We start from the raw sequence: 25,248 nt of genomic DNA, 5'->3' as shown, positions 1-25,248 counted from the left end.
GGCTATAAATCAGAATAATCTTTAGTTAGATAGGTTAATCATAAAAAAGAATTCCATATTTCTTCGAATATATTTGAATGTTTTCCCAAAGGGGGATTAACTTTGAGCACAGTAGAAAATGCACTATCCATTTTTGCTTTAGGTGGAGTAAATGAAATAGGGAAAAATATGTATGCTATACAATATTCAAATGATATTGTGGTAATTGATTGCGGTTCTAAGTTTCCAGATGAAAGTTTATTAGGAATTGATCTGATTATCCCGGATACTACATACTTGCAAGAAAATAAGGATAAAATTCGCGGTTTAGTTGTTACACATGGACACGAAGATCATATTGGCGGTATCCCGTATCTATTAAAACAATTGAATGTACCAATTTATGCAACAAAATTAACAATCGGTTTAATTGGAATTAAATTAAAAGAACATGGGCTTCAAAATTTAACGCAATTATTTGTTATTGATTCTGAATCGGTTATTGAATTTGGTTCAATAAGCTTGACGTTTTTTAAAACGAATCACAGTATTCCTGACTGCCTTGGTATTGCTTTTTATACACCAGAAGGTACTGTAGTACATACAGGCGACTTCAAATTTGATTTGACTCCTGTAAATAATCAATACCCAGATATTCATAAAATGGCTAAAATCGGAAGTGGTGGCGTTTTAGCTCTGCTCTCTGAAAGTACGAATGCAGAACGCCCTGGATTTACTCCATCAGAACGATCTGTAGGTGAGCGCATTGAAGAAGCGTTCATCAAAGCTCGTAGAAAAGTCATTGTTTCTACATTTGCTTCTAATGTTAATCGCGTACAGCAAGTGGTAGATGCGGCTATAAAAACGAATAGAAAGCTTGCTTTGCTTGGGAGGAGTATGGTTAATGTAGTGTCTGTTGCTTTAGAACAAGGTTATTTGAATATTCCTGAGGGAATGTTAATAGAAGCAAATGAGATCAATCAAATGGACCCAGAAAGGGTAGCTATTCTTTGTACTGGAAGTCAAGGTGAACCTATGGCTGCTTTATCCCGTTTAGCCAGTGGAAACTATCGACAGGTAGATATCCTATCTGAAGATACTGTCATTTTAGCCGCAACTCCTATCCCAGGAAATGAACGTAATGTTTCACGTATTATAGATAATTTATTTTTATTGGGAGCCAATGTTATTTATGGATCGGGCAGTTCAACGGGAATGCATGTTTCTGGACATGCCTATCAAGAAGAATTAAAATTAATGCTTACTTTAATGAAACCTAAATATTTCATTCCTATTCATGGTGAATTTAGAATGTTACATCATCATAGTCTATTAGCAGAGTCCGTTGGTGTTAAGAAAGAGAATATTTATGTTATTAGTAATGGTGATGTTGTTGATATAAAGAATCAAGTCGCTTGGAAATCCAGACGAATACCTGCAGGAAATATATACGTAGATGGATTGGGTATTGGAGATGTTGGAAACGCAATCTTACGCGATCGTAAACAGCTTTCTGAAGATGGTATGCTTGTTATAGTTATCACACTTAGTAAAACAGAAGGGAAAATTATTTCTGGTCCGGATATGATTTCTCGTGGATTTGTATATGTTCGTGATTCGGAAGAATTTTTGCAGAGGATTAACCAATTGGTTGTAACAACCATTAACAATTTACAAAAAGAAAATGTTAGTCAATGGAATGTTCTTAAGAAAGAAATAAGAGAAGTACTTGGACAGTTTGTATACTCACATACAAAAAGAAAACCAATGATTCTTCCTATAATAATTGAAGTTTAAACGGACTGTTTTAAGTAATTGCTGTTTGATATTACTGTGTATACATGTAAAATGTTGTATAAGAGTAGATAAAAAACATTAGAAATGTTTGTATTCTAATGTTTTTTTTATATAACGTTAAGAAAGATAAATTTTTTATTTTTAGGGAAGGGTCAAAATAATGAGCTTTACATTAAATAAAACAATAATTAAACGATTATGTGGAGAAACCTCATATAAAAAGGGTGAGGCCTATTATAAGACAGACAAGGTTGATATTACTAATTACGATACTCAGAGAAATATTTGCGAGGCAACAGTAAAGGGGAACGGAGATTTCTATGTCAAGATAGAAACCGCTCATAATGGTGATATTGTTGGGGAATGCAGTTGTCCTTCACTTGCTTCTTTTCATACATATTGTCAACATATTGCAGCTGTATTACTATATATAAATAATTTTCAACAAAGTGGACAATCGTTAGAAGTTAATTCAAAAAAAGATCCCATGAACTCTAAAGATGCTCAACTAGCGAGTGGTATGTTGGATTTATTTGATGAAAAGCCACTGCGACCTAAAAGTAAGCAGCACCGATTTGATACACGAAAAATACTTGATGTGGAATTCTTTTGTATTCCAGTATCTTCTAAAAACGGGGGGACGCTGTTTGGTATTCAGGTAAAGTTAGAGAAGTTATACACTGTATATAAGCTTAGAGAGTTTCTTAATAGAGTGGAACAAAGAGAGCCTTTCATATGTTCAAATAATTTTACTTACACGTCAGATGCTTATAGTTTTCAGCCGGAAACGGATGCTGTTATTCAACAACTGATTCAAATTTACCGAAATGAAAAAATGTATGTAGAATCGTTGCAAATAAACGCTAAACAAGATGAAAGTATGATTTTAATTCCACCTGCGTCCTGGGATTATATGCTTTCACTGCTTTCCGCTACTTCATTTGTAACGGTTGAGCATGATGGAAAATCATTTCATGGTGTACATGTCTCAAAAGGATTATTACCTATAAATTTTGAGTTCAATAAAGGTGTAAATGGGGGATATATACTTGAGATTAGTGGGTTACAACAAGTTCAAGTAATGGATACATATAGTTATGCTCTTTTTGGAGGGAAGCTATATCGTTTAAACGTGGAGGATTGTAATCGGCTTATTGAATTAAAGAGAATGATGAATCGTTCTAGAAGTAATCAATTTCATATTTCAATTGAGAAAATGGAACATTTCGTAGCGAAAGTAGTACCAGGTTTAATGAAGCTTGGTAACGTTCGGATTGATGAGGTTGTATCGGAACGCATTGAAAAAACACTTCTCAAAGCCAAATTGTTTTTAGATCGGGTCAAGGATCGGTTACTGGCAGGACTAGAATTCCAATATGGAAATGTTGTTATCAATCCGTTAGAAGAGGATGGACAACCTTCAGTTTTCAATCGGGAGGAGAAAAAAGAACAAGAAATTTTAGAAATTATGAATGAGAGTGCCTTCGCGAAAACAGAAGGCGGTTATTTTATGCATAATGAGGAAGCGGAATATAATTTTTTATATCACGTTGTTCCGAAATTGAAAGGTTTACTGGAGATTTATGCGACTACAGCTATTAAGTTGCGCATTCATAGAGGAAACAGTGCACCTCTCATAAGGGTAAGGCGGAAAGAGCGAATGGATTGGTTATCATTCAGTTTTGATATAAAAGGAATTCCGGAAGCTGAGATTAAAGGTGTATTAGCAGCACTTGAGGAGAAACGTAAATATTATCGATTAGCGAACGGTTCCTTGCTATCCCTAGAGAGCGAGGAGTTTAATGAGATTAACCAGTTTATAAAGGAATCGGGTATTCGCAAAGAAATTCTAAAAGGAGAAGAAGTGAATGTACCGCTCGTGCGCAGTGTAAAATGGATGAGTTCACTTCAAGAAGGAAATGTTTTGAGTGTAGATCAATCTGTTCAAGAGTTGGTAGAAAACATTCAAAGCCCTAAAAATCTAAAGTTTACTGTACCAGATAGCTTAGCTACAGTCCTTAGGGAATATCAAAAATATGGATTTGAATGGATGAAGACACTCGCATATTATCGTTTTGGTGGCATATTAGCAGATGATATGGGACTTGGTAAAACGCTGCAAAGCATTACTTTTATCGCTTCTATTTTGCCTGAAATTCGAGAGAAGAAGCTACCTGTATTAGTCGTATCGCCGTCTTCTTTAGTTTATAACTGGCTAAGTGAATTAAAGAAATTTGCTCCAGATATTCGAGCTATTATTGTGGATGGAAATCAAACAGAACGCCGAAATATTTTAAAAGATGCTACAAAGTTTGACGTTATTATTACGTCGTATCCTTTGTTACGAAGAGATGTAAAGTTATATGCACAGCCATTCCATACGTTATTTCTTGATGAAGCACAAGCATTTAAAAATCATACGACGCAAACTGCAAAAGCAGTGAAAGCGATTCAAGCAGAGTATCGTTTTGCACTGACTGGAACTCCTGTAGAGAATTCATTAGAGGAACTTTGGTCTATTTTCTATGTAGTATTCCCGGAATTGCTTCCAGGAAGAAAAGAGTTTGGAGACTTGAGGCGTGAAAACATTGCAAAACGGGTGAAGCCGTTCGTGTTACGTCGTTTAAAAGAAGAAGTCTTGAAAGAATTACCAGAGAAAATAGAGCACTTACAATCATCTGAACTACTACCAGATCAAAAAAAGCTTTATGCAGCTTATTTAGCAAAGTTGAGAGAAGAAACATTAAAGCATTTAAACAAAGATACATTGCGTAAAAACAAAATTAGAATTTTGGCTGGTTTGACGAGACTTCGGCAGATTTGTTGTCACCCAGGTTTGTTTGTCGATGACTATAGGGGGAGTTCAGCTAAATTTGAACAGCTTCTAGAAATTGTGGAGGAGTGCAGAAGTACAGGGAAGAGAATTCTTATATTTTCACAATTCACGAAGATGCTTTCCATCATTGGACGGGAGTTAAACCGTCAAGCTGTCCCGTATTTTTATTTAGATGGGAATACTCCGGCGTGTGAACGTATAGAGTTATGCAATCGGTTTAACGAAGGAGAGGGGGATTTGTTCCTTATTTCTTTAAGGGCTGGTGGTACTGGTCTCAATTTAACAGGAGCGGATACCGTTATATTGTACGATTTATGGTGGAATCCTGCAGTCGAACAGCAAGCGGCAGACCGTGCTTATCGAATGGGACAAAAGAATACTGTACAAGTGATCAAATTAGTAGCGCATGGCACGATTGAAGAAAAAATGAATGAGTTGCAAGAGAGCAAGAAGAATTTAATTGCAGAAGTGATTGAGCCAGGTCAGGAGAAGCTATCTTCGATTACGGAGGAAGAAATTAGAGAGATTCTTATGATTTAACATCGTAAATATTAGAGGATTTTAAGGAAATAAAAGCTATTCTTTCGTAAATGCCAAAGAATAGCTTTTTTCATTATGAACGTAATAATTACATTCTTTTTCGAGCAAAGTAAGTGGATCATATATTTTTGTTAACTATTTTTTGTACCTTTACTTTTATAAGGTTTCGCATTTTTCTTTTTCTTAGCGCTAGATTGCCAGCGGTTCCAGCCTTTACTTCCTGTTCCTTGACCTGTCCCCTTCTTAGCTTTAGCTTTCGTTTTACTCATATAATCACTCCGTTATTATTATAGAAAATCTACTTTGATAGTAGTCAATGTCTTTGAAATATAATCTCGATCCATGACTATGTTTGTTCCTAACAGTTGCTGATCAGAACAAACAACTGAATGCTCTAGTATATCATAAAATGGGAAGTAATTTGATGCATTATGAAATCATTATCGAAATTTGTATAGATTTATTCGAATTGTAGAATGTTATTACATATGATAAAAATTATAAAGAAAATGAAATTTATGAGAAATACAATGGATTCTGTTTTTCGGACAATTACACTACTTGTCATATACATGATGGTTACGTTGAGTAAATTATTTTTTGGATTGAAGCCACAAAAGAAGCGATAAATTTTATCCCGCTATTCGTGAACGGTAAGATTCACACCTCAAAATTCAGCAAAAGCAAAGGAGATAGGTAGGGGATGAAGCCCCCACCGCTAATTAAAGTTTTACTTTATAAAGATGTTTTATTTACAACAATCAATAAAGCCGTAAAATAAAGAATTGAAAAATATTTTCAAACTTTTTGTTGACTTTCTTGTTTTTTTGTATAGAATAATCATTAATAAAATGTTTCAGAGATGTGACAACAAAACGACTATGAAAGGACGAGTAGTAGTAGGATGTAGTCAAAGCGAGTCAGGGGTGGTGTGAGCCTGATACGAAGCCTGTTATGAAGAACCTCCTGGAGTCGCTAACCGAAATCCTTTAAAGGAAAGTAGACTTAGCCGGAAACTTCGCCGTTACAAGAAGAACAGTATCGAGATTTCTCTAATCTCCGTACTGAATAAGTGAGCAACCTCTGTTGCTAATTTGGGTGGTACCGCGGAACCAAAGCCTTTCGTCCCAGTTTTTTGGGAAAGAAGGGCTTTTTTTGTTGGCTTCTTTCCACTACATCCAAACATTTTAGGAGGAAACCAACATGTATCAATCATTAATGACAGTAAGAGAGACACAAATCGCAATTAAGGAAGTTAAAACATTTTTTGAGGATCAATTAGCAAAACGTCTTGGACTATTCCGCGTATCTGCACCATTATTCGTAACGAAAAAATCAGGTTTAAACGATCACCTAAACGGTGTAGAACGTCCAATTGAATTTGATATGCTTCACTCAGGAGAAGAATTAGAAATTGTTCATTCACTAGCGAAATGGAAACGATTTGCACTACATGAATATGGTTACGAAGCTGGTGAAGGTTTATATACAAACATGAACGCGATTCGCCGTGATGAGGAACTTGATGCAACGCATTCCATTTACGTTGACCAATGGGATTGGGAAAAAATTGTTCGAAAAGAATGGCGTACAGTGGATTACTTACAAGAAACAGTACGTACAATTTATGGAATATTCAAAGATTTAGAAGATCATTTGTTTGAAAAATATCCGTTCCTTGGGAAGTATTTACCGGAAGATATCGTATTTATCACATCTCAAGAATTAGAAGATAAATATCCAGAGTTAACGCCGAAAGATCGTGAGCACGCGATTGCGAAAGAGCATGGTGCAGTCTTTATTATCGGAATTGGCGATGCACTTCGCTCTGGTGAAAAGCATGATGGACGCGCATCTGACTATGACGATTGGAAATTAAACGGAGATATTTTATTCTGGCATCCAGTACTGCAATCTTCATTTGAATTATCATCAATGGGAATTCGCGTTGATAGTAAATCACTTGATGAACAGTTAACGAAGAAAGGCGAAGATTTCAAACGTGATTACGATTTCCATAAAGGAATTTTAGAAGACGTGCTCCCGCTTACAATTGGTGGTGGCATTGGGCAATCAAGAATGTGCATGTACTTCTTACGTAAAGCGCATATCGGTGAGGTTCAAACTTCTGTATGGCCTGATGAAATGCGTGAAGCGTGTAAGAAGGAAAACATTCACTTGTTTTAATAAAGAATGCATCGAATTATTTTTTGAACGGGGACTGTTGATTCATAAGTTTACCAAACATGATTTAAATTAGCTCTATCTTTTTATTAGTTTTGAGGTATGAAACTCTTCAAAAAACATCCGAAATATCAAGAGATATCTTTTTCTGTGGTATATAAAGCAGAAAAAAGAGACACATGATATTTTTGGATGTTTTTTATGTTTCGTAAATTGGAATGCTGTACATTATCAAAAAAATAAAAACTAATTGTGTGATAGACTAAAATTTGAAATAACATGTATGTAGTAGTTCGGCTATTAGGATACAGGTTACGCATTTAATATATATATGTCTCTGACAGAATGTTTATTGGATAACCAAAAGGGGGAGAAAAGTATGTTACATAGTTTACATGCAATAGAAGAAGTACGAAATGGAAACATGTATACGAAAGAAGCGAATATATGGCTAGGATTTTTATTGGAAGAATATGGATTGGTGAGTATAGAAAGGAATTACCGAAGTATATTAGAGTATGTGGAACGGACGCTAAGGCATTTAGAAAAAATGAATGCTTCATACGGTATTCGTGCTCGTGTAGAAACTGTATTATGCTGGAGTGAAGTATCGAAGTGTGGTTCTGTAACGCAACGCAAGAAGTGGGAGGATTTAGGAGTGTCGTTTTTAGCACATAACGAAGATTCAGCTTTTATTTATAGACGCTATTTTCCATATGATGATGTAACGTTTACACTTATTCGTACGCATGGATTAATAGGGCAAGTATTACGAGGAGAAGTATCCATGACTTCTCATGATGAACTGGTAAGATTATGGCAGCGAGGTGTGATTCAAAAAGATGAACTGCGTGAAGTGCTTCGTGTTTTAAATGAATGTATTATTACCGGGGTATCTGATAAGTTATGGATAAGAGTGAAGGAAGAGGTATATGAACGTATTGAACAAATACTTTGCGGAGAACTGATTGAATATAGTGTAAAGCAGCGAATTCGGCGGTTACGTACGAATGCTTCACCTAACGATACATATTTTGTTCAAGAGTATGATTCAATTATGAATGATAGGTTAGAAGAAATGTTTACAGTTTTATTTGATTATGACCTTTGGTATGTAGAAGCAGCATTAACTCATTTTAGTTTTGAAGAATTCGTGAAAGTATTTGCATTAGCCTACCAACATATTACTCAGAAGAATATAGATCATATCAGTTTCCAGCCTCTTATGGACGCATTGTATTATGAGAGAGGTGGAGATAAATACTTAAATATTTATACGAAACGAGCAATTGAAAAAGTATTGCGAAGTGTATCAATAGTAGAATTGCTAAATATGAGTCGAATTCCTCAATCAGAAATGTATCCTGAATTAAAGGAAACTGAAAACGTATTAACAATTGGTTTTGGAACAAGTGAGGTTGGAAAAACACTCATCGAATTTTGTTTAGCCTGTAAAAAAGAAAATAATGCTCATTATGAACAAGCTGTCATGATGTTATGTGAAATATTTGGCTTACGCCGGGATGTGTTTGATCGATTGGAAAATGAGGAAGAATATCTTTCGCATATGAATGGAAGTGTAGATGATAAAGTTGTGGTTCTTCCATATGTAGTAGGAGATACAATAGTAGAAATTGGTCCCGGTGGGGGCGTAATGATGAATAAATTTAAAGAGGTTTATCCGAATAAATCGGTTATTGGAATAGATTTATCACGAAATGTAATTGAGAAGTTAACAAGTGATAAATACGAAAAAGGCTACAACTGGGAAGTTACACTAGGCGATGCTTTACATCTTGCAGATACATTCCATCCGGAAAGTATTTCTACAGTTCATTGTGGTTCAGTAAATCATGAGATTTTTTCTTACGGAGAAACAGATGGTAAGAAATTTAATGTTGCGACAATGGAACGTCTAGTGAGAAGTGTATTTCGAGTATTGACTTCTGGAGGACGTTGGATTATTCGTGATGGAGTAAAGACAGAAAGTAAAGAATGGTGTGAATTACATTTTCATGATGAAACCGCTATGCCTTTCTTAAAAAATTATCAACGTGATTTTCAAGGGCGACAAATTAAGGTGAATATATTAGATGTGGATCGAGTAAGAATGCCAGTTAATGATGCAATGGAATTTTTATATACGTATACGTGGGGAGAAGAAGCGTATCCACATGAGGTGCAAGAACAATTTGGTGTATTCACACTTCAAGAATATATTGATTTTGTAGAGAGTGTTGTAGGTTCAGAGAATGTAAAAGTAATTGAGGCCAAGCAGTACCTTCTAGAAGGTTATATAGAACATTTATCGCAAAAGGTTACATTGTATGATGAACATGGTGAACAAATAGCATTGCCGAATAGTACATGTTTGATTGTGTTTGAGAAAAGATAAAAGAGACGGAATCATGTTTTTTACTTAAAAGATAGAAGATGGGGCTAGCAAAATTCGATTTCGCTGCCTCGTTCCAGAAAAGATTCTGAAACGGATTTACATATAATCTGTTTCGGAATCTTTTTTTATGAGCATGTATAAATTGAGCTTTAGAAATTATGTTTACTAGTTTTATATTTTAAACTAATTTTTCCTAGATTTTACTTAGATTTTACTTTCACCACCTACAATGAAAATAAGAAAACGTAAGTGATAAAAATTTACACTTGTTTCATAAAGTGAGGAGGTAACGTGATGGAATTAATAATTGACCACGTAACAAAAAAATATGGTGAGAAAATAGCATTGAATGATTGTAGTTTACATTTAAAACCAGGAGTATTAGGACTTTTAGGCCCGAACGGTGCGGGGAAGTCTACACTTATGCGTATGTTAGCAACAATTGAACAACCGACGAATGGTAGTGTGATATGGGATGGGGAAAATATTCAAAAGAAACCGAAGTTGTTACGTTCAGAGCTCGGATATTTACCGCAAGACTTTGGTGTATATCCAAATATGAACGCGGTCGAATTTCTAGAGTATATAGCAGCGATGAAAGGTTTATCAATGAGCTCTTCAAAAAAGCGGATCAATGAATTGCTTGAAGCGCTGAACTTAATGAATGACCGGAAACGACTATTAGGTGGCTATTCAGGTGGAATGCGGCAAAGAGTTGGAATTGCACAGGCGCTATTAAATGATCCGAAATTATTGATTGTAGATGAGCCGACAGTAGGATTGGATCCTGAAGAAAGAATTAGATTTAGAAATTTATTATCTAGTCTTTCTACGGATAGAATGGTTATTTTATCGACGCATATTGTAACGGATATTGAATCAATTGCGACAGATATTGCTTTATTATCAAAAGGAAATGTATTAGCTCATATGAGACCTGAACAACTATTAAAGCATGTAGAGGGAAAGTATGGGAGTGGGTTATACCAGCTTCTGAGTTACATCATGTTCAAAAGAAATATATAGTAAGCAGCGCGATTCACCGGAGTGATGGAATTCATGCACGCATCGTTTCCAGCAATGCGCCTAGTGCTAAAGCACATATAATCGCAGCCTCTCTTGAGGATGCTTACTTATATTATGTTTCTTCGAAAGGAGGGCATAAAATTGAACAATGTATATAATCTATTTTATTTCATTAAAAACAATTTAATTAGACAAATGAGAAGTTATCCATTTCTAATTGTAATTGGATTAACGATTTTTTTGGGATATGCTTGTGTGCCAGCAGCTTCAGCAGGCTATGAAATATTTTATCTTGGTGGAGTTAGAGGAGTATATAATTCAAATTGGCTTGGTGGTATGGGAGCAATGACTTCTACTTTATTTATTTGGTTGCTTGGTTTTTATATGTTAAGAAGTCAAATTTCAGACGATCAACAGTTAGGAGTAGGGCAATTGATTGCCGCTTCACCTATAAGTAAATTTCAATATATTTTTAGTAAAACGATTTCTAATTTTATTGTTTTAGTGGTCATTGAGACGGTATTTATCATTGCTTTTATGGTAATGCAATTTATACGTGGGGAAGACCTTTCGTTTCAATTAGGTGGTTATTTATATCCACTCTTTTATATTGTATTTCCTTCATTATTGCTTCTAGCGGCATTCACAATTTTTTTTGATGTGTTTCCTGGTCTAAAAGGTGTAGTAGGCAATATTGTGTTCTTTTTCTTGTGGGTGTTATTAGCGATTATGTCGTTTGAAATGTCAAATCGTTATTTAGATGTATTTGGTTTAGGAATCATTCGTTCTGATATGATACATGATGCAATGAGAGAATATGAATTTTTAAGAGAAACAAATGGTGGAGGATTCGGGTATAACCCGGTAGAGGGAAAGATTAAAACATTTCACTGGGATGGATTGACTTGGGATGCAGAAATGCTTGTAACAAGTTTGGTTTGGATTGGAATGGCGATGTTACTAATTTGGCTAACGTCCCTTGTGTTTAATAGATTTCTTACATTTACCAAAGTAAAGGAAAAGGTAAGAGAGGTTGAAGGGAATAAGAAAACAATCGCTGTGAATGAACAAAATCATAACTCTTTTATATTCACTTCTATAACGAAAACAAAGAGCATTAGTATGTTTCGTTTAATTAAAGCGGAGCTATCGATTATGTTAAAAGGGTTTACGATTTGGTGGTATGTAATTGCGATTGGGCTTATAGCATTTGGATTGATATGTCCGGTAGATATATCAAAAGGATGGCTACCTATTATTATAATTTGGCCAATTGCAATTTGGTCACAGATGATGACGAGAGAAAAATACTATGGTACGGATCAAATTATTATTTCGAGTTGTTCCCCATTGTATAAGTTTTTTGCAACATGGATTTCAGGTGTTATCGTGGGTCTCATTATCTCCAGTGGTCTTATCATTCAATTTATATTAATTGAAGATATTTCATTCTTGTTTTCTTGGCTTAGCGGTATAGTGTTCATTCCAACGCTAGCGTTAGTATTTGGAGTGTGGAGCCGAACGCATAAATTGTTTGAAGTCATGTATATACTTTTATGGTATTTAGGGCCAGTGAATCATCTTCCATATGTAGACTTCTTAGGAATATCAACATCATACGCTATTTTGTATATGGGGTTATCTATCTTATTGCTAAGTATTGCATTAATTGGGCAGTTACAGCAAATGGGAAGGCTACGGCTAATATTCAAGTAAGTAGTCAAGAGGGGTGATGTAATGAAGGGAATCAAAGAGAAAATATATTTATTTTCATCTATAAGTCTAATGAGTTTAAGTATAGTGGCTTGTGGTACAAAAGAGAGTGAAGCGCCAGTCTCCAAACAGTTCGCCGTGAAAAATATAAATGAGATTTATATAAAAACAGTAGGAGAAAATATTAAACTCCATTCTACAACAGAAACAGATATTAAAGTTGATATAGGAGAGATAAAAGATGTAAAAGTGAAAGAGAATGGAGAGAAATTAGAAGTTATTACAGAACACTCTTCATCCATTGTAAATTTAAAAACAGCTACTGTGCATATATACCTTCCTGAAAAAACATATAAAAAAATAGATGTTAAAACAGAGTCAGGTGAGGTAATAGGTGAAAATATAGCATCTGAACAATTGAATTTGTATAGCGATTCAAGTGATATGACAATAAAAGAGTATAAAGGAAACAATATAAAAGGAGTTTCCAAATCAGGAGGGATTACGTTACAGGGAGTGGAAGGAAGCTTCGATATTCAAAACGATACGGGAGAGGTGAATGTATCCTCTGTTTCAAATTTAAAAAATGAAAGTAAAATAAAAACCGAATCATCTCATATAAATATAAACTTTAAGAGAGAGCCAAAAAATCTAGAGGTTGACTTGTCAACGCGTGCGGGCCAAATAAAAAATGAATTTTCACTTTCAACTGGTGAAAAAGGAAACAATCATAAGGTAAAAGGTCGTATAGGAACTGGAAAAGGGAATGATACAAAGTTAACGGTGCAGTCTATGACAGGAACGATTGAGTTGAAACGTAATGAGAGTGTGAAACAGCTTTAAAAAATAAAGTTCGATTATGAAAGATACATTCTGAATGGATACTGATACTCTCGCTCTACTTAGAATATGTTTGTACAGTATAAATCTCTTTATAGGTGTGTTTATTTAAACTTTTTAAATTATTCTAGATTGCTCTTCATCGGTGCACTGTATACTCTCTTTTTCTTGACAGGAATATCATATAGTATTAATATACCGGGGAGTATATTAATACTATATACATGGTAAAAACGTCTAATGAAAAGGAGTACAGGGTGTCATGCGAAGGAAAAAAGAATTAACAAATTCGAATTCGAAACGACAGTTATCGAACATTTTAGCCCAAACGGTTAAAACCGGAATTATTAAATCGAATTTGGTCCCAATGTTTGCTGGGTTAACATTGGCTTTATATAAATATAAGATTAGCCCGTTTGAGAAAATTCCAGAGATTATATTTGCTTTCATCGGTTCTATTTTAATCATAGGTGCAGCAGGGGCTTTTAATAATCTGTATGATCGTGATATTGATTCGATTATGGAGAGAACCAAAAAGAGACCAACTGTAACCGGAGAAATAAGCCCTAAGGCTGTATTATGGCTTGGAATATTGATGACAATCTCCGGGTTAGTATTTCTTGCACTAACCACATATTTAGCAGCCTTATTAGGGTTTTTAGGCTTATTTTTGTATGTTGTACCGTATACAATGTGGAGTAAGAGAAGAACAATTTACAACACAGAAATTGGAAGTGTTTCAGGGGCAATGCCACCACTCATTGGCTGGGCTGCTATTTATCCGGATATAATGCATCCGGCTATTATTGGGCTTTTTATCATAATGGTTATTTGGCAAATGCCTCATTTTTACGCCATAGCTATTCGCAAACATGATGAGTATAAGGCTGCAAAGGTTCCGATGCTTCCAGTAGTCAAAGGTGTTAAAAGAACATATATACAAACGAATATCTATTTAATTGTTTTAATTGGAATAAGTGTTCTTTTAGGATCTTTAAGCATTGGTCTTATGCTAGTAGCGCTTCTTTTAAGTACTTTATGGCTTGTTTTAAGCATTTATGGTTATAAAAAGATGGATTCAGAGAAATGGGCAAAATCATTGTTTATTTTTTCTCTTTTCCATATGACGATTTTATTTTCAACGATCATTATCTATTCCCTTATAGGTGTCTTTTTTGGAAGATGAATATAGGTAACGAATGAAAAGTTTTAGAACGATTTAATTTGTAAAGAATAAAAAAACCAATTTCTCGTGTATTAGAATGAGAGATTGGTTTTTTAGCGTGTGAATAAATTTTACTTACGTTTGTTCTACTAAATTGAACGAAAGTAATCGTCACTTTAATAAAACTATATTTTTGTCGATAATAAGTACTATAGAGTTGGAAGGGTAATATGAATCGTTGTTCCTTTTTCTATTTCACTGTCTACTTGAATGGTTCCACCATGTGCCGTTATAATTTTTTGGGCGATAGCCATTCCTAAACCAGTTCCTTCATTTGAAACGTTTGTAGTTGTACCTCGGTAGTACTGTTTAAATAGATTTTGAACTGTCATTTCATCCATACCGACGCCAGTATCTTCTATTATAATATGTACAGTGTCCTCTAATAGAATCGAGGTATGGATCTTTGTTTCTACAGGGTTATGTAAAACGGCGTTCATAAATAAATTTTGCAAAGAGCGATGTAGTAATTTTGTATCAATAGGAATAATAATGTTCGTTTTGTCTGCGTGAAAGCTAAAATGATAGTGTTCAGATCGTGGATCATTTGTCATATCAGCTATCATTCTTCTTGTAAATTCAATGATATTTATTTCTTCTTTTTTTAGCGGGATTTGTGAATCATGAAGGCGGAACGAGAGGTTTAAGTCTTCAATTAACTCCTTCATATGGTCCCCTTTTTGTTGAATCTCTTGCAGAAACTTCTCTTTTTCTTCCTCACTCCATTCATGGTCGGGTGATAACATAAGTGCACTGTATCCTGTAATATAAGTGAGAGGTGTCTTTAAATCATGAGAGATTCCTGCCATCCATTCGCGTTTCATTTTCTCAAGTTGTTCTCGTTCATTCTCTATTTCTCGTAATCTATTTGTTAAATGTTCTATATTTAGAAAGACGTCTTTATATAAGCGATAAGGGCCTTTTAATTTTCCTGTTTTTTTATTGTACATTTGTTTCGTACTTTCTGGGGTTACATAAGAGCCTTCTGCTAGATGGTTAATCCATGAAATTATTCGAAATAAAGGTTTCCCGATATGCCATCCATATAAAATAGCGCCTAAAATAAGAGTACATACAAAGAGGCAAAAAACGATAAGAGCTTCCGTGTCTTTGTTCTCTTTGCTTATTCCGATAAGAGGTAGTATGCCTTCCATGAAGATGGCCATGAAAATCCCCATAAAAAAAGTACCGATAAATAAACTACGAATAAAATGAAAGCCTAGTCGGAAACCAATTTTCATTTTTGTTGCTCCTTAGTATGCGGGATAAATTTATAGCCAATTCCTCTCAAATTAACAATGTATGTAGGGGATTTAGGATCTTCTTCTATTTTTTTACGTAATTTAGAAATATGCATGACTACTGTTTTATCATCACCCATAGAAGTAAGTCCCCACACTTGTTCATATAATTGCTCAGCTGTAAAAATCCGATTTGGATGTGTGCATAAGAAAGTAAGTAATTCTAGTTCTTTAGCAGTGCAATGTACAGATTTTCCGTTTACTGTTATCAGTCCCTCGCTTGGATATAGAGAAAAGGATTCAAAATGTAAGTTTGAATGTTCTGCTTGGCGGTTATTTAGCAGCATACTTTGTCCGCGTAATTGTACGTTAATTCGAGCAGCTACTTCTAAAGGATTAAATGGTTTTGTTATGTAATCATCCCCACCAATTCCGAGGCCTGTTAATTTATCTAAGTCACTAGAGCGCGCTGTCACAAATAGAATAGGGGTATTTGTATAGTTTCGTATTTGTCTACATAATTCGAAGCCGTCTATATCTGGTAGCATAACATCGAGTAAGATAATATCGAATGGATGATTTTTAACTAAGTTTAACGTCTCACTTCCGTTTAGAGCGGTTGTTACATGAATAAAATTTTCTTTCTTTAAGGTTAGTACCAACATATCTAGTATACCTTGCTCGTCATCTACTAAAAGAATATTTTCTGTTCTCATTATGTATCCGCCTTTACATGTTTTTTGTCTCATTAAAATGATTTGGAAAATATTTCACATGTAATAGTGTAACATAATACTATTTTGCTAGATAAAAAAATAACAACAAAGAAATATTCCTTGTTGTTATTTTTGAAAATGAAATTAATTCATTTGTACCATCGGTTCAATTTTTGCCATAAAAGATTGATGAAGAGCTTCTACACCATCTACTAAATGTAGGCGATCAATGACAACAGATACTTTAATTTCAGATGTACTTACCATTTTAATATGAATATTTTCGTCTTTTAATGTAGAGAACATGTCAGCGGCAACACCTGGATTGGATACCATGCCGGATCCAACAATTGATACTTTTGCTAGATGATTTTCATATTCTACAGATCTATAGTGAAGTGCTTCTTGATTTTGTTCTAATACTTCTAATGTTTCTCTTAAGTCACCCGAATGAATAGAGAAGGATAGATGTACAGTACCTTCATTTGTAATACTTTGAATAATAATATCAACATTAATGTGAGCGGTAGCCAACGTAGAGAAAACAGTTGAAAGTGCTCCTTGTTCTAATCCTTTAATTGTTACGCGTGTAATATTATCTTCAAATGCAATACCTTTTACGATTGATTGTTGTTCCATGTTACATTCTCCCCTTACAATTGTTCCGTTTTCTTGTTCCATACTTGAACGAACTTCTAAAACTACGTTATGATTTTTCGCGAATTCAACAGCACGTGGATGCAGTACACCAGCACCAAGATTTGCGAGCTCTAACATTTCATCATAAGAAATTTCATCTAATTTATATGCGTCTTTTACAACGCGTGGATCAGTCGTGTATACACCTGTTACGTCTGTGTAAATATCACATTTTTTCGCTTTCAGCGCAGCTGCTAATGCAACAGCAGTTGTATCAGAACCACCGCGGCCTAGTGTGGTAATTTCGTTCTCTTTACTTAGTCCTTGGAAGCCAGCAACGATTACAATTGTTCCTTCTTGTAAAAGGGATTGAATACGTTCAGTATTAATATCAGAGATTCTTGCACTTCCATGTACAGATTCAGTCGTAATACCAGCTTGCCACCCAGTTAGTGAAATAGCGTCGTATCCTTTTGCTTGCAGCGCCATTGTTAATAAAGAAATGGTAACTTGTTCGCCAGTTGTTAAAAGCATGTCCATTTCACGTTTACTCGGATTTTCGGTAATAGCAGTAGCAAGTGCGACAAGCTCATCTGTGCTTTTTCCCATTGCAGATACAACTGTAACAACACCGTTCCCTCGTTCATATTCTTCAATAATTAAATTTGCTACATGTTGAATGCGCTGAATACTTCCGACAGAAGTACCACCGAATTTTTGAACAATCGTTTCCATTACAAATTCCTTCTTTCATCCATTTTTATTAATTAATCAGGAAAGGTGTAAAAAACATATAAGAGAGATGTATAAGTCCCTAAATATTCCTGTAGTTACCGGAAAGAAAAACAAAAAAACACCATCTCAAATAGGGGAGGATGGTGCTGTTACAGGAAAAGGGAAACAGAAAAAGGAGCTAATAAAAAAACCGCCAAAAAAGAATATCATATAAAGCATGATACCTCTTTTTTGTAGATAGCTCTTCATATATACACGTCTGTACATATGACAGTTCTGTTTCTATTCGAAAACAGCCCCAATTAATAAATGCAGAGAAATTTATTAATTTCGGCAACACTTCCTTTTTTCTAAATTCATCGACATCTCTGTGTCTCCTTTAGAATACTTATAAGCGTTGCAACCTCTATCTCACGTTTTGGGCGAGAGTGTTTGGTTTATAAAGTTGTTTGGTAACATTTGTTTTATAATAATTAAAATATTTTAGGAAATCAAGTGCTTTGTTAATATTTTGAAAATTAAGTCTCTTTGTGTAATGAAAGAATTATTTGAAAAATATAGATAGAATCGAATTTTACGTATACATTAGTGATATAGAGGGAGTGGAGGGAGAGAGGATGAAGAGGCAGAAACCGATTTATGTTCAAACAGAAATGGTAACATCAATGGATGAATTATGGAAGTATACGCAAGATCCGATGTTACATACAGAGTGGGATGCTCGCTTTACTGAAATATCATATTTAGAGAAACAAGATGATGAACCACAACGTTTTTTATACAAAACAAAAATCGGTTTTGGGCTTGAAATAGTTGGTGAAGGGGAATCGGTAGGGGAATTCCAAAAGGAAACAGGAGAAAGAATATCTTCGCTAAAATTTTGGACAGACAATAGACTTTCATTGATACAAATAGGAAGAGGCTATTGGAAATATACACCGAATGGAGAAATGATTTGCTTTGAAACGCAGTATGATTATGAGACGAGATTTGGTGGTGTAGGGAGGATTATAGATTCATATGTATTTCGGCCGCTATTAGGATGGGCGACAGCATGGAGCTTTGATGCTTTAAAATTATGGTTAGAAAAAGGGTTGCATCCTCGCTTGTTAATAAGAAAATCGATTACGTATTGGCTTATTTGTTTTTTACTTTCTTTTGTATGGATGTATCAAGGGCTTATGCCAAAAGTATTATTTAATCACCCAGAAGAGGTACAGATGCTTTCTGTACTTATTGGTTCAAACGAAAATAGCATTCTTTCGCTTAAAATAATTGGTTTTTTAGAAATAGGATTCGGGATCATATGGTTGTTGCCGTTTCAAAAACAGAAGTTATTGCTGCTGCACATTATTATTTTAATTGGTCTAACCATAGTAGCAGGATTCACAAATATTTTGAGTTTTATCCAACCATTTAACCCCATTGCCTTAAATTTTATATTAATTGGATTATCAATTATTGGGTATATGAACAGTAGTGATTTACCAAGAGCGAAAAATTGTAAGAGAAAAAGAAGGGGGTAAATGCGTGGCTAGCATCTATGAAGTATTATTAGGAGAATCTTATCAGCAGCTACACCCGAAATTACAAAAACGTTATGCAATTACGGAAAACAATAGTTTTATAGGTGAAGGGAAAATGGATGAAATTGATGAAGGATCGTTTCTTGTCAAAATGCTTTTAAGAGTTGCATCTAAGTTTCGCATGTTCTTTTCAGAAAGAGGAAAAGAAGTACCGTTTACAATACATAATATTGCTGAAGAGGATGCGAAAGGAAATGTTTTTGTAAGGTGGAATCGGATGTTTCGATTTGATAACAAAAAACGTTATTTCAATGCCGTTATGTACCTGAATACAAAACAGAATGAAATTATTGATTACTTTGGTGAACCGTATTTGCTCGTATCAACACTTGCCTTTTATGTTGATGAAGAAGGAGCAATGCATATCTCATCAAAAAAACAATGGTTTTACATACTTGGGAAGAAAATACCACTACCCAAATTTTTATATGGAGAGGCGAAAGTTATAGAGAGCTATGATGATGTATTAAACTGTTACAAAATTCATGTTCAAGTGCGAAATCCATTATTTGGCCCGCTTTTCTCATATAAGGGAACGTTTGTAGAAAGGGATCAGACTAGATGAAAAATATAATTCTTGGCCTTATTTGTTATATGGTTTTTATTATATTGGAATGGCCGAAATTAAATCCCGTTGAATGTATCATAGTGTTATCTGTTTTTTTATTTATACCAATGTCATTATGCATTGTTGATAAGGAAAAAAGAGATGGATCACAGGTTTTATTTTATAAACTTGTATTGTTACTTTATCCGGTTGCTGCAATCAGTGCGATGCTTGCCTTCATAACAGATTATTTTTTATTTGCAGTGATTTGGTTTATATATACAGGCATTATTGCATTATTCGGCGTAAGTAGGTTACTAGAAAGAGGATGGAAGCCGTTAGAAGAGATGGCAATTGATAGCGGATTTATTTATTTGTTTTTAGGTGGTTTTTGGTTCTTTGCCTCTGTAGCAAATATATCCATTATGCAGTTTAGTTCAGATATTGTTTTGCTTACAGCAGCTCACTTTCATTATTCAGCCTTTTTACTACCCTTATCTGTAGGTTTACTTGGGAGAAAGCAACAAAAGAAAAGTAAACTATATAAATTTATCACGGTTATTATTGTTATTTCACCGATGACAGTAGCGATTGGTATTACTTATTCAAGAACATTCGAGTTCTTCGCGGTATTAATTTATCTCATCTCACTTTATGCTTATGGTGTTTATGTATGGAAAACAAAATTCACTTCGATAATTGCAAAAATCCTTCTTATCATTTCATCGAGTACACTTATGATAACGATTTTATTTTCGTTAGTATACTCATATGGGAACTTTAAGCAAGTTATGACGATCACAATTACGCAAATGGTTTGGATTCATGGTGTTGTGAATGGAATTGGTGTAACATTGCCTGCTTTTATTGGCTGGATGATTGAAAAGAATGTGCCAGCTTACATTCATTATGGAAAACCGATGAGTCGTATCAAAGGGAAGATGAAAGTGGGGGAAACGCTTTTCTTGCAACAGGATTTCATAAAGAAGAAAGAGTATACAGGTCTTGTAGAGCAAATGAGTGATTTTCATAGTATGGGGTTTGATGAAAGAAAAGTATCTCCACTTATCATTGATTTTTATGAGCATACGAAAAATTATCAATTAAAAGCAAACATTAAGTGGTCTCGTTGGTTTCGGCCCTTTGCCTTTCTCTATGAAAAAATAAGTAGACATATACAGCAAATTCATTTAGGAATGGGAAATAGATGGGAAGCTATGTATGGTAATATCATTGCGGTAAAAGGTGAACGAGATGGTAGAGAAGATGTGAGGGCATGGATTCGAAAAAATGAGCAGGATGAAACGATCTTTGTAGCTCTTTATTCACAGCATACATATAGAGGAGATACATATATGAATATTGCTTTGCCGCTACCATTTTCTAATATGACGGGTATTTTAAAATTACGTAATGATAACAAAGATCTTATCATTACTAGTCAGTTAAGAGAGAGTACAAAAGGAGACGAAGGGATTTATTTACATACCCCTTTCTTTACGATTCGATTACCGTTAGCTGAGACTTTTACGATAAAAGAAAAAACTGATCAGATTTTGACAGCGCACCATCAAATGTGGGTGTTTGGTGTGAGGTTTTTAGAGATTGATTATGAGATTGAGAGAACGGAAGGGAGATGTCGTTGAAATTTTTTTTGATATATCTAAAAACTAAATTATTAGAAAAGAAAGAAAAAATAAATGTTATAATAAAAGGAAAAAGAAGGAAGATATTTAGAGGAAGGGGATACATATGCAAGGAGAAATACAGACAAAAAATAAGGGGAGTTATGTAAGTAATTTATTGTTACCTGTTACAAAATCACGGCAGTTTACTTTCTTATGGATTGGTCAGCTGCTTTCTGTACTTGGAAGCTCGGTTACAATGGTAATTCTTCCAGTAGTAGTATATACATTAACAGGTTCAACGGTGGTTATGGGGATGACGATGGCTATGTATATGCTTCCGAATATTCTTGTTTTACCGTTTTCTGGGTTAATCGTTGATCGCATGAATCGAGTTAAATTAATGTTATTTACTGATATTGTTCGATGCATAGTGATGATAACACTTGCGACACTTATTTTTACAGACACTTTAACAATCAATATTCTATATGTATTAGTAGCAGTATATGGACTAATGGAAGGCCTGTTTCAACCGGCATATGCAGCGGTGCGAGCAAGGGTTTTCGTGCCAGAAATTCGGAATGCAGCTAACGCATTAACGCAAATGAGTAATCAAGGCGTTCGTTTAATAGGCCCAGCGCTTGGCGGGCTTATTGTTTCAGTTGCATCGGCTGGAATCGGGTTTGGGTTAGATGCATTGACTTATTTGTTATCTTTTATTTGTTTATTGTTTTTAAAAGATGTAACAGCTAAAAAAGTACAGGAACAAACAAATCAAAAAATGAATCTCAAAAAAGATTTTACAGAAGGTATTGTTGTTTTAAAAAGCCATCCGTGGCTTTGGATTACAATTTTAGCATTTTCATTTATTAATATTTGTTACGCAGGAATTATCGTTGTATTAATCCCTTGGCTATTTAATATACATCATCAGTTTGAACCGTTTGTTTATGGACTTGGAATGGCGTGTTCTGGAGCTGGGGCTGTTGTGGCAGCTCTTATTTTTGGCGGGAGACAGAGGTGGCATAAACGAGGATTGCTTGCCTATGGAGGTGTTCTCATTAGTGGGATGTCACTTTTACTAATGCCTTTTGTTTCTTGGGCACCAGGATTAATAGGGTTAATGGCATTAGAGGGGTTTGGAATTATGATTTTTGGCCTAATATGGGAAACGAGCTTGCAAGAACTCGTGCCAGAAGAAGCGTTCGGAAGGGTAGCAAGTCTTGATATGTTAGGATCGTTTGCATTATTGCCGTTAGGGTATTTAGTTGTCGGTTGGTTGGCGAATATAATTGGTGGTACTGTGACAATTATCATTCTAGCTATTGCAGCAATTGTCGTAGTAGCAATCGCGCTACTTGTTCCGAGCATTCGCAAGTTTGATTAATATAGGTTAACAAAAAACAGTAAGCCCTGTTAAACGGTAGAGCTCACTGTTCCTGAAATACAAATGTTTGCGTAAATTGTTTTTCTGCTTTTTCGGGGTGACCATTATAACTAAAATCTTTCTCTTCCCAGCTAATAACAATATCAAATGAATTGGCGTCTTCATATAATGGGAATTTCATTTTTGTAAAACTAGTTTGACTATATGACACGCTCATATCAGACTTGTTGAAAGGCTTGAAAGAGGCTTTTGATTTCGGGTTATTGTGACGTATTTCAACTGATACGTTAGATACGTCCTTACCGATATTCTTTACAAGTAAGCTGTATGAATGAAACATATCTGCTTTTGATGGTAATGCTTGAGGATCCTTAGCCTTATCAACTTCAATATACCACTGCTTAGATTTTGATGTAACAGGGAGTTCTGCAAAAGTAAAAGCGCTTGTTTGAAGTGGAACTGCAAAACATATGAAAGCAAGTAAGAATAATATTTTTCTTGTCATGTATGATTCTCCAATTCGCTATAGCGGATAGTTTTGATTTTGTTAGCATTTTCTAATTTTAAAGAAGTTATGCATGTATATTTGATTTAGCAGTTATAGAAAAGTGACGCGACACATATGCTGCACTGGGATAACCCGGGAATTGTCGTAGAAGTGATAAGAAAGCACTGGACGGGAAGATAGAAAATTATCTTATTGTGTATATGCATGAGTTATAAAGCTAATCTTTCTTAGTTGATAGAAGGATTAGCTTTATTTTATATGTAATTCTACAGGAAGAAAATGAACTTTTTTCAAGTTGGTAGGTAATAAATAGATAGGATGAATATGGGGAGGTGAAAACGTGGAGGAAACATTACTAATTCAGCTGGCGAAGGAGGGGAATATAGTAAACCAACATGAAACGTATAGGGGTTATGACACAATTGTAGTTCAAGGAGAATTTATAGGTGCTAATGCTAAAAAATTTCAAGCAAAAATATTTCATTATTGGTTTGATCGAAATACAGGACTTGTTTTGAAATATGAAAATCGAAATGAACAAGGAGAGGTAGTGGGTTATTTAGAAACGGAGTCCTTTGTTGTAAATACACCAATTGCAGATAGAGAATTTGCGGTGGATATTCCTCTTGATTATCAGAGACAAAATATGAATTCTAAGTAGTAAGGAGGTTATGAATGAGTAAATTAAGAAATGTTTATAGGCGGGATTATTATTGTGATATTGATTTTTTTATTTTTTGCGAAAGTTGAGAAAAATAAAAAGAGAAGTTGGTAATTTATGTTATAATATTATAAAAGTTTCGGAGGGGAAAATGATGAAAGGAAAGAAAAAGGAGATACAAACAAACGATAAAGCGATTAGTTATACACATATAGAAATGGGTTCCAAAACGATTTGCTTTATGTTTTCAGGTTCAGGTTACAATTACGATAAACCCTTGTTTTATTATTCGACGATGGTAATGCTCCAAAACAAAATCGATGTTGTCCATATCCATTACGCCTATGATGAGCAAACAATGAAAAAAAATATTGAAGAAATAACCAAAATAATAATGGATGATATTAATCCTGTGATTTTAGATGCTTTAAAAAATGGGCAATACAACAATTCGATTTTTTTAGGAAAATCACTCGGAACAATTCCAATTGCGAATGACTTAATGAAGAGAGATGAATTCTTAAAGTCAAAAATGATTTTACTCACTCCTCTGATAAAGTCTGATTCGATTTTTGACTCAATTTTGAATAGTCATCATCAAGGGCTTTTAGTTATCGGGGATAAAGACCATCATTACAATTCAAATCAAATTGACCAATTAAGTAAATCAAATTTAAAGATTGATGTTGTCCAAAATGCAAACCATTCCTTAGATGTTGGAGAATTTGAAACAACAAATTCAATTTTAGCTTTATCAAGGGTAATGGAAAAACTCCAAGAAACCGTTAGGACAAATTAGTGATAAACTGATATTATCAAAAGTTTACCAATTTGGGGGCTAGTTCACTTGCTAAAATAACCATTTAAAAAAAGGTGCTAATTGCACCTCTTTTTAAATGGTTATTTTTAATTTTGTACTTCAAATCCGAACCCGTTAGGATTTTTCTACATAGTCTTTTGTTTTAAATTCTTTACAGGGTATGAAATGAAAATTTAATTGGTTACATTTTACAAATGAATGAATAAGTTATATAATCAATAATCATATTAATAATGTTAATATGA

Annotated in this window: 18 protein-coding genes, 1 pseudogene, 1 riboswitch and 1 other annotated feature; of the genes and pseudogenes, 14 read left to right on the top strand and 5 right to left on the bottom strand. The window is 34.4% G+C overall.

Annotated features, from left to right (window positions below; translation table 11 throughout):
• Positions 1 to 102: 102 nt before the first annotated feature.
• Together MHH71_RS06775 and MHH71_RS06770 are read left to right on the top strand one after the other, a co-directional pair.
• Positions 103 to 1,776, top strand: a complete 1,674-nt coding sequence (locus tag MHH71_RS06775; protein ID WP_006094418.1) for a ribonuclease J — start codon at positions 103 to 105, stop codon at positions 1,774 to 1,776.
• A 160-nt stretch (positions 1,777 to 1,936) separates the two neighbouring features.
• Complete coding sequence (locus MHH71_RS06770) at positions 1,937 to 5,152, top strand: DEAD/DEAH box helicase (RefSeq protein ID WP_006094419.1); 3,216 nt, start codon at positions 1,937 to 1,939, stop codon at positions 5,150 to 5,152.
• A gap of 131 nt (positions 5,153 to 5,283) precedes the next feature.
• Here MHH71_RS06770 and MHH71_RS06765 read toward each other — a convergent pair whose 3' ends face one another.
• Positions 5,284 to 5,421, bottom strand: coding sequence for a DUF3934 family protein (locus tag MHH71_RS06765; protein ID WP_003196698.1), 138 nt, complete (start codon positions 5,419 to 5,421; stop codon positions 5,284 to 5,286).
• A 603-nt stretch (positions 5,422 to 6,024) separates the two neighbouring features.
• Positions 6,025 to 6,285: a binding site (T-box leader), on the top strand.
• Positions 6,286 to 6,355: 70 nt separating this feature from the next.
• On the opposite strand from MHH71_RS06765, the gene asnA reads away from it, so the two are divergent.
• The 6 genes and pseudogenes from asnA (at position 6,356) to cyoE (ending at position 14,496) form a co-directional block, all read left to right on the top strand.
• The gene (gene asnA, locus MHH71_RS06760) at positions 6,356 to 7,339 is read left to right on the top strand and encodes an aspartate--ammonia ligase (RefSeq protein ID WP_006094420.1); all 984 of its coding nucleotides are present in this window, start codon (positions 6,356 to 6,358) and stop codon (positions 7,337 to 7,339) included.
• Positions 7,340 to 7,715: 376 nt separating this feature from the next.
• Positions 7,716 to 9,731 (top strand): class I SAM-dependent methyltransferase, encoded by a 2,016-nt coding sequence (locus tag MHH71_RS06755; protein ID WP_033798796.1) that lies wholly within the window; start codon positions 7,716 to 7,718, stop codon positions 9,729 to 9,731.
• A gap of 294 nt (positions 9,732 to 10,025) precedes the next feature.
• Positions 10,026 to 10,915 (top strand): annotated as a pseudogene (locus MHH71_RS06750) (ABC transporter ATP-binding protein).
• A gap of 37 nt (positions 10,916 to 10,952) precedes the next feature.
• Positions 10,953 to 12,473: a hypothetical protein gene (locus MHH71_RS06745; protein WP_006094423.1), complete on the top strand. Its 1,521-nt coding sequence runs from the start codon at positions 10,953 to 10,955 to the stop codon at positions 12,471 to 12,473.
• Between the two features lie 21 nt (positions 12,474 to 12,494).
• Complete coding sequence (locus MHH71_RS06740; protein WP_033798797.1) at positions 12,495 to 13,313, top strand: DUF4097 family beta strand repeat-containing protein; 819 nt, start codon at positions 12,495 to 12,497, stop codon at positions 13,311 to 13,313.
• A gap of 259 nt (positions 13,314 to 13,572) precedes the next feature.
• Positions 13,573 to 14,496, top strand: a complete 924-nt coding sequence (cyoE, locus tag MHH71_RS06735; protein WP_033798798.1) for a heme o synthase — start codon at positions 13,573 to 13,575, stop codon at positions 14,494 to 14,496.
• A gap of 188 nt (positions 14,497 to 14,684) precedes the next feature.
• Here the strand turns inward: cyoE and MHH71_RS06730 are convergent, their stop codons facing one another.
• From MHH71_RS06730 to MHH71_RS06720, 3 genes are all read right to left on the bottom strand, one after another.
• Entirely contained in the window at positions 14,685 to 15,776 is a 1,092-nt protein-coding gene (locus MHH71_RS06730) for a sensor histidine kinase (RefSeq protein WP_033798799.1), read from the bottom strand.
• Positions 15,773 to 16,492 (bottom strand): response regulator transcription factor, encoded by a 720-nt coding sequence (locus MHH71_RS06725; protein WP_033798800.1) that lies wholly within the window; start codon positions 16,490 to 16,492, stop codon positions 15,773 to 15,775. Before MHH71_RS06725 ends, MHH71_RS06730 begins: the two co-directional genes overlap by 4 nt.
• Before the next feature lie 144 nt (positions 16,493 to 16,636).
• Positions 16,637 to 17,866: an aspartate kinase gene (locus MHH71_RS06720; RefSeq protein WP_006094428.1), complete on the bottom strand. Its 1,230-nt coding sequence runs from the start codon at positions 17,864 to 17,866 to the stop codon at positions 16,637 to 16,639.
• A gap of 230 nt (positions 17,867 to 18,096) precedes the next feature.
• Positions 18,097 to 18,283: riboswitch (Lysine riboswitch) on the bottom strand.
• A gap of 200 nt (positions 18,284 to 18,483) precedes the next feature.
• On the opposite strand from MHH71_RS06720, the gene MHH71_RS06715 reads away from it, so the two are divergent.
• The 4 genes from MHH71_RS06715 (at position 18,484) to MHH71_RS06700 (ending at position 23,014) form a co-directional block, all read left to right on the top strand.
• Positions 18,484 to 19,392, top strand: coding sequence for a DoxX-like family protein (locus tag MHH71_RS06715; RefSeq protein ID WP_033798801.1), 909 nt, complete (start codon positions 18,484 to 18,486; stop codon positions 19,390 to 19,392).
• 4 nt (positions 19,393 to 19,396) lie between these two features.
• On the top strand, positions 19,397 to 20,017 hold the full coding sequence (locus MHH71_RS06710) for a DUF4166 domain-containing protein (protein WP_006094430.1): 621 nt from the start codon (positions 19,397 to 19,399) through the stop codon (positions 20,015 to 20,017).
• Positions 20,014 to 21,645: a YndJ family protein gene (locus MHH71_RS06705; protein ID WP_033798802.1), complete on the top strand. Its 1,632-nt coding sequence runs from the start codon at positions 20,014 to 20,016 to the stop codon at positions 21,643 to 21,645. Before MHH71_RS06710 ends, MHH71_RS06705 begins: the two co-directional genes overlap by 4 nt.
• A 106-nt stretch (positions 21,646 to 21,751) precedes the next feature.
• The gene (locus tag MHH71_RS06700; protein WP_006094432.1) at positions 21,752 to 23,014 is read left to right on the top strand and encodes an MFS transporter; all 1,263 of its coding nucleotides are present in this window, start codon (positions 21,752 to 21,754) and stop codon (positions 23,012 to 23,014) included.
• Positions 23,015 to 23,057: 43 nt separating this feature from the next.
• Here MHH71_RS06700 and MHH71_RS06695 read toward each other — a convergent pair whose 3' ends face one another.
• Entirely contained in the window at positions 23,058 to 23,519 is a 462-nt protein-coding gene (locus MHH71_RS06695; protein WP_003196732.1) for a hypothetical protein, read from the bottom strand.
• Between the two features lie 343 nt (positions 23,520 to 23,862).
• On the opposite strand from MHH71_RS06695, the gene MHH71_RS06690 reads away from it, so the two are divergent.
• Entirely contained in the window at positions 23,863 to 24,183 is a 321-nt protein-coding gene (locus MHH71_RS06690) for a hypothetical protein (RefSeq protein WP_006094433.1), read from the top strand.
• 154 nt (positions 24,184 to 24,337) lie between these two features.
• On the top strand, positions 24,338 to 24,982 hold the full coding sequence (locus tag MHH71_RS06685) for an alpha/beta family hydrolase (RefSeq protein WP_018766700.1): 645 nt from the start codon (positions 24,338 to 24,340) through the stop codon (positions 24,980 to 24,982).
• Positions 24,983 to 25,248: the final 266 nt, after the last annotated feature.

Origin of the sequence: Bacillus sp. FSL H8-0534 (genome assembly GCF_038005885.1) — a bacterium.
Taxonomy (GTDB): Bacteria; Bacillota; Bacilli; order Bacillales; family Bacillaceae_G; genus Bacillus_A; species Bacillus_A pseudomycoides.
This window is presented reverse-complemented; position numbering and strand designations above follow the sequence as displayed.

Coding starts and splice junctions, on each gene's coding strand:
- MHH71_RS06755 (WP_033798796.1), top strand. CDS start 7,716: ATGTTACATAGTTTACATGCAATAGAAGAAGTACGAAATGGAAACATG.
- MHH71_RS06695 (WP_003196732.1), bottom strand. CDS start 23,519: ATGACAAGAAAAATATTATTCTTACTTGCTTTCATATGTTTTGCAGTT.
- MHH71_RS06745 (WP_006094423.1), top strand. CDS start 10,953: ATGAGAAGTTATCCATTTCTAATTGTAATTGGATTAACGATTTTTTTG.
- MHH71_RS06765 (WP_003196698.1), bottom strand. CDS start 5,421: ATGAGTAAAACGAAAGCTAAAGCTAAGAAGGGGACAGGTCAAGGAACA.
- MHH71_RS06715 (WP_033798801.1), top strand. CDS start 18,484: ATGAAGAGGCAGAAACCGATTTATGTTCAAACAGAAATGGTAACATCA.
- MHH71_RS06740 (WP_033798797.1), top strand. CDS start 12,495: ATGAAGGGAATCAAAGAGAAAATATATTTATTTTCATCTATAAGTCTA.
- MHH71_RS06770 (WP_006094419.1), top strand. CDS start 1,937: ATGAGCTTTACATTAAATAAAACAATAATTAAACGATTATGTGGAGAA.
- MHH71_RS06720 (WP_006094428.1), bottom strand. CDS start 17,866: ATGGAAACGATTGTTCAAAAATTCGGTGGTACTTCTGTCGGAAGTATT.
- MHH71_RS06730 (WP_033798799.1), bottom strand. CDS start 15,776: ATGAAAATTGGTTTCCGACTAGGCTTTCATTTTATTCGTAGTTTATTT.
- cyoE (WP_033798798.1), top strand. CDS start 13,573: ATGCGAAGGAAAAAAGAATTAACAAATTCGAATTCGAAACGACAGTTA.
- asnA (WP_006094420.1), top strand. CDS start 6,356: ATGTATCAATCATTAATGACAGTAAGAGAGACACAAATCGCAATTAAG.
- MHH71_RS06705 (WP_033798802.1), top strand. CDS start 20,014: ATGAAAAATATAATTCTTGGCCTTATTTGTTATATGGTTTTTATTATA.
- MHH71_RS06725 (WP_033798800.1), bottom strand. CDS start 16,492: ATGAGAACAGAAAATATTCTTTTAGTAGATGACGAGCAAGGTATACTA.
- MHH71_RS06685 (WP_018766700.1), top strand. CDS start 24,338: ATGAAAGGAAAGAAAAAGGAGATACAAACAAACGATAAAGCGATTAGT.
- MHH71_RS06700 (WP_006094432.1), top strand. CDS start 21,752: ATGCAAGGAGAAATACAGACAAAAAATAAGGGGAGTTATGTAAGTAAT.